The following is a 1,181-nucleotide window of genomic DNA, read 5'->3' as shown; positions in this document are numbered from 1 at the left end:
GTGTGGGCAGGCAGGACCGTTGGCGCCATGGATGGCGCCATCGAGCCCCCATGGATGGGTTTACGGCGTGTCCTGACTGCCCACACCGCCCCGCCATCCCACTGAATGCCGCTTCTGCTGTTGCTGTTGCTTGCATGCCGCAGCAGGTGCAGGGCTGCAAGCCCTGCTCGACCAACCTCACACCGTGATGGTCTGGGTCAGTGACTCCCAGGTCGGGGGAACCGGCCACGCCGCCGCCTGGTTGCCATCCAGCACCCGACGCAGGTCGCGCGGATCGATCTGCGGGGCCAGCACATGCACCAGCTCCAGCGCGTAATCGCGCAGCACGCGGTCACGCGGCAGCACCGCCCACGCAATGCACTCGGTGATCGGCGCCGGGGCCGGCCACGAGCGCAGGTCCTCATCGTTGGAACTGACCGCCATCTCGGCCAGCAGGCCCACGCCCAGCCCGGTACGCACGTAGGTCTTGATCAGATCGGCATCCAGCGCGGTCAGCGCCAGGTCCGGCACCAGGCCGTGGGCAGCGAAGGCTCGCTGCAGCGAGGAATTCGGCCGCGTCGAGGATTCGTAGCTGATCAGTGGTTGCCGGGCCAGCGCCGCCAGGTCCGGCGCGCGGCCGGCGCGGTCCAGCGGGTGGCCCTTGGGCACCACCACCAGGCGCCGCCAGCGGAACAACGGCACGGCGATGCCATCGGTCGGTTCACCACCGGCCGTGCTGATGATGGCGATATCGGCGTCACCCTGGTTCAAGCGGTCCAGCGCGTCGGCTTCACCGGCCTGCTGCAGATGCACGCTGACCTGCGGATACGCCTGCTTGATCGCCGCCACCGCCGGCGGCAGCACGAAGCGCGCCTGGGTGTGGGTGGTGGTCAGGATCAGCTGGCCCTGGCTCTCGCGGCGCTGGTTGGCGGCATAGGTGCGGATGTTGTTGGCCTCGGCCAGCACCGCACGGGCGCGGGCAATGACCTCGGTACCGGCCGGGGTGACCGATTCCAGGCTGCGTCCCTTGCGCACGAACAACAGGAAGCCGAGCTCGTCCTCCAGCTGCTTGAGCTGCTTGGACAGGCCCGGCTGGGTGGCGTGCACGCGCGAGGCGGCCAGCGTGATGTTCAGCTCGGCGTCGGCGATGGCAACCAGATAGCGCAGCTGGGTCAGCGTCATGGGAGGCGGGGGCGCAAGGG

The 1,181-nt window shown here is 69.3% G+C and carries 1 protein-coding gene; it reads right to left on the bottom strand.

Annotation, left to right across the window (positions count from 1 at the left end; translation table 11 throughout):
- Positions 1-177: 177 nt before the first annotated feature.
- Positions 178-1,161 carry a LysR family transcriptional regulator gene (locus O0J73_RS22405; protein ID WP_006465618.1) on the bottom strand — a complete coding sequence of 328 codons (984 nt, stop codon included), beginning with the start codon at positions 1,159-1,161 and terminating at the stop codon, positions 178-180.
- Between the last annotated feature and the right edge of the window lie 20 nt (positions 1,162-1,181).

Origin of the sequence: Stenotrophomonas sp. Sm6012 (assembly GCF_030985895.1) — a bacterium.
In the GTDB taxonomy this organism is placed as follows: Bacteria; Pseudomonadota; Gammaproteobacteria; order Xanthomonadales; family Xanthomonadaceae; genus Stenotrophomonas; species Stenotrophomonas forensis.
This window is presented reverse-complemented; position numbering and strand designations above follow the sequence as displayed.